The 4,249-nt window shown below is 72.3% G+C and carries 3 protein-coding genes; all 3 read left to right on the top strand.

Annotated elements, in window-relative coordinates; translation table 11 throughout:
• Window positions 1-29: 29 nt before the first annotated feature.
• Genes INQ48_31265 through INQ48_31255 form a run of 3 tightly spaced genes read left to right on the top strand, consistent with a single transcriptional unit; the run spans window position 30 to window position 4,239 of the window.
• Window positions 30-1,613 (top strand): TolC family protein, encoded by a 1,584-nt coding sequence (locus INQ48_31265; protein QRF62045.1) that lies wholly within the window; start codon window positions 30-32, stop codon window positions 1,611-1,613.
• Window positions 1,614-1,652: 39 nt separating this feature from the next.
• Window positions 1,653-2,789: an efflux RND transporter periplasmic adaptor subunit gene (locus INQ48_31260; GenBank protein QRF62044.1), complete on the top strand. Its 1,137-nt coding sequence runs from the start codon at window positions 1,653-1,655 to the stop codon at window positions 2,787-2,789.
• Window positions 2,790-2,805: 16 nt separating this feature from the next.
• Complete coding sequence (locus INQ48_31255) at window positions 2,806-4,239, top strand: HlyD family efflux transporter periplasmic adaptor subunit (GenBank protein QRF62043.1); 1,434 nt, start codon at window positions 2,806-2,808, stop codon at window positions 4,237-4,239.
• Window positions 4,240-4,249: the final 10 nt, after the last annotated feature.

Genomic DNA, 4,249 nt, shown 5'->3' with positions numbered 1-4,249 from the left:
GAAACCGAACTCGAAGAAAGACGTCCGCCATGCCATCGATCCAACGCACGACCCGCACGACCCGCCCACGCGCCGCCGCTCCTGCCGCCACGTCGAGGCTGCGCGCCGCCGCTCTCGCCGCCGCCTCGATCGCCGTGCTGGCGGGCTGCAGCGTCACGCCCGCGCCGCTGACCAAGACCGAGCTGACGCTGCGCGTGGACCGCAACCTCAAGTCGCTGACGGCCGACCAGGAGCCGGTGGGCGGTGCGATCGGCCTCTACGAGGCGATGGCGCGCGCGCTCAAGTACAACCTCGACTACAAGGTCGCGATGATGGAGGAGGCGGTGCGCGGCCGCGAGCTCGACCGGGCGCGCTTCGACATGCTGCCGCAGCTGGTGGCCAATGCCGGCTACAACGGGCGCAGCAACGACAGCGGCGCGAGCAGCCGCTCGCTGCTGACCGGGCGGCAATCGCTGGAGCCCTCGACCTCGTCGGAACGCCAGACCACGGCCGCCGACCTGAGCCTGAGCTGGGACGTGCTGGACTTCGGCGTCTCGTACGCGCGCGCCAAGCAGACCGCCGACCAGCGGCTGATCTCGCTCGAGAACCGCCGCAAGGTCGCCAACCGCATGGTGGAGGACGTGCGCACCGCCTACTGGCGCGCCATCAGCGCCGAGCGGCTGATCCGCAAGCTCACGCAGCTGTCGGGCGACGTCAACAACGCGCTCGGCGACTCGGAGGAGATCGCGCGCCGGCGCACGACCAGCCCGCTGGCCGCGCTGACCTACCAGCGCGACCTGATCGACGTGCAGCGCCAGATCCAGGCGCTGCAGCGCGAGCTGGTGATCGCCAAGGCGCAGCTCGCCGCGCTCATGAACCTCGCGCCCGGCACCGAGTTCTCGCTCGTGGTGCCGCAGCGCAGCGCGCTGTCGACCGAGTTCTGCCTCTCGGGCGAGGGGATGGTTCGCGCGGCGCTGGAGAACCGCTCCGAGCTGCGCGAGATCGCCTACCGGCTGCGCATCAACGAGAGCGACGGCACGGTCGCGCTGCTGCGCAACCTGCCGAGCGTGCGTGCCTTCATCGGCACCAACTACGACTCCAACGACTTCCTCTACAACAACAACTGGTCGGGCGTGGGCGTGCGCGCGAGCTGGAACCTGGTGAGCCTGTTCCGCTATCCCGCCGACAAGCGGCTGATCGAGACCCAGGCCGAGTGGCTGACCGAGCGCGAGCGCGCGCTGACCATGGCCATCATGACCCAGGTGCACGTGAGCCGCGCGCAGTTCGCGTTCGCGCGCCAGTCGCTGATCACGGCCGGGCGCTACTCCGAGGTGCAGGGCGGCATCACCACGCAGATGCAGTCGGCCTTCAAGGCCAACCAGGAGAGCCGCCAGCGCGTGATCCGCGAGGAGATGAACGGCCTGCTGGCCGAGGTGCGCTACGACCTGGCCTATGCCGACATGCAGAACGCCTTCGCCAACGTCTACAGCGCGATCGGCCTCGACAGCTTCACGCCCGAGGTCAGCAGCCGCGACTCGGTGGCGCAGCTCGCGGGCGGGCTGCAGCGGCTGTGGCAGAGCCGACAGGACACGACCGGTGCCACCGCGGCCGCGGCCTGCGGCGCGGCGTCCTGACGCGCGACTTCTCTCGTTCCACCACCGGGCCCTCGCTCCATGAACCTCGACGATCCCACCCCCGAGCCGTCCCGCAGCCCCTCGCCCGACCGCGCGCGCTGGCGAACGCTGGCGATCGGCGCCGCCTTCGCGGTCGTGCTGATCGCGATCGCCTGGGGCTACCTGGGCGGAGGCGGCGCGAAGAAGCGCGAGGCGGTGCCGCCGGTGGCCGCGGCGCCCGCGCCGACCCCGGCACCGGCACCATCACCGGCACCATCACCGGCACCTGTGGCAACCGCGGCCAAGCCCGCCCCCGCCGCCGAACCGGTCGTGGCGCCGGGCACCGCGCTCGCCGCGATGGCGCCGCCCGCGGCGCCGTCCACGCCCGCGCCGCCCGCGGCCGCCACGCCACCCCAGGGCACCGGCAATGCCGCCGCCGTCGCCGCGGCCGCCGCCCCCGGCGCGCTGGCCGCGATCGCGCCGGCCGATGCACCGCGCGCCGATGCGAGCGCGGTGCGCGGCGTGGTCAAGCCCAAGGACGAGGTGCTGTTCTCGGCCAAGATCGCCGCGCGCATCGCGCAGATGCCCTTCAAGGAGGGCGAGCGCTTCCAGAAGGGCGCGGTGCTGGTGGCCTTCGACTGCTCGCGCATCCGCGCCGAGGCCAATGCCGCCTGGGCCGCCAACCGCGCGAGCCAGACCATCCTCAAGCAGAGCCAGGAGCTCGACCGCTACGAGGCCATCGGCAAGAGCGACGTGCAGATCGCCAAGGCCAAGGCCGAGCAGACCGGCGCCGAGGCGACCGCGCTCGAGGCCCAGATGCGCGACTGCACCATCGTCGCGCCGTTCTCGGGCATCGTGGTGGAGAACATCTCGCACCAGCACGAGAACGCCGCGGCCGGCAAGGAGCTCACGCGCGTGCTCAACGACAGCGAACTCGAGATGCACCTGATCGCCCCCTCGGCCTGGCTCGGCTGGCTCGCGCCGGGCAGCCCCTTCAGGTTCAGGATCGACGAGACCGGCCGCAGCTACGAGGCCAAGGTCACCCGGCTCGGTGCCGCGGTCGACCCCGTGAGCCAGACGGTGCGCGTGGTCGGCCAGTTCGCGGGCGGCCGCGAGGCGGTGCTGCCCGGCATGAGCGGCAGCGCGGAATTCGCGCAGAACCCGGCCTCGCGGCAGCGCGCGCAGGCCACCCCATGAGAAGGCGGACAGCACCATGAGCGCAGCACCTTTGGGAGATGGTCCCGCAGGCCCGTCACCGAAGCCGGCACAGGCGGCGCCGGCCGGCGCGCGCGTGGTCGACGCCACGCCGCGCTTTCGCGACGGCACGCTGGTGCTGCTCGAGCTCGAGGCCGAGATCCGGCGCCAGCAGACCGAGAAGGAGCTGGTCTTCCACCTGCTCAACGAGGCCAAGCGCATCCTGCCGTTCCGCCAGGCCTTCTGCTTGCGCCGGCGCCATGCGGACGCGGCCTTCCAGGTCATCGGCGTGTCGAGCCTGGCCGCGGTCGACCGCAACGTGCCGCTGATCCGCTGGATCGAGCGGCTGGTGGCGAGCCTACCGGCCGAGGCCTCGCGCACCGAGGCGCCGCTGGCCTTCGGCCGCGAGGCCTACGTCGACCCCGAGGAGCGCGACGCGGCCGCCTATCCGTTCGCGCATGCGCTGTGGCTGCCGATGCGCATGAAGGACGGCGACGCGCTCGGCGGCGTGCTGCTGTTCGCGCTCGAGCCCTGGAGCGAGCCGCAGCAGAAGGTGGCGCGCCGGCTGGCCGAGACCTATTCGCACGCCTGGGGCGCGCTGGCCGGGCCGACCCGCTTCTGGGAACGCTGGCGCTTCGAGCGCCGCACGCGCTGGCTGATCGCCGCGGCGGTGCTGCTGGCCTGCATCTTCCCGGTCTCGATGAGCGCGCTGGCGCCGATGGAGGTGGCCGCGGCCGACCCGGCCGTGATCGCCGCGCCGCTCACCGGCGTGGTGGCCGAGATCCTGGTGCCGCCGAACACGCCGGTGAAGGCCAACCAGCCGATCCTGCGCTTCGAGGACACCAAGCTGCGCAACGAGCTCGAGCTCGCGCAGCGCAAGATGCAGGTGGCGACCGCGCGCTTCGCGAGCACCTCGCAGGCCGCGATCGACAGCGCCGACGCCAACCGCGAGGTGGCGATCAACAAGGCCGAGCTCGACCTCGCCACCGCGCAGTACGACTATGCGCGCGACCTGATGGCCAAGTCGGTGCTCAGCGCGCCGGTCGACGGCATCGCGGTCTACAGCGACCGCCGCGACTGGCAGGGCCGGCCGGTGGAGACGGGCCAGCAGATCATGAAGATCGCCAACGCCGAGCGCATCGAGTTCAGCATCTTCCTGCCGGTGCAGGACAGCATGCTGATCGAGGACGGCGCGCGCGTGAAGATCTACCTCGACAGCGATCCGCTGCGCCCGATCGAGGCCCACCTGCTGCGCGCCGGCTACCAGGCCGAGAAGACCGACGGCAGCACGCTGGCCTTCCGCCTCGCGGCGCGCGCCGACGATGCCCAGGCGCTGCACCAGCTGCGCATCGGCACGCGCGGCACCGCGCAGGTCTACGGCGGCAAGGTGCCGCTGCTGTTCTACGTGCTGCGCCGCCCGATCACCGTGGCGCGCCAGACCCTGGGCTGGTAGGAGGCCGTCG

It is taken from the genome of Variovorax paradoxus (assembly GCA_016806145.1).
Classification (GTDB): domain Bacteria; phylum Pseudomonadota; class Gammaproteobacteria; order Burkholderiales; family Burkholderiaceae_C; genus Variovorax.
Note: the sequence above shows the minus strand (reverse complement) of the source record. Positions and strands in the feature narration are given on the sequence as shown.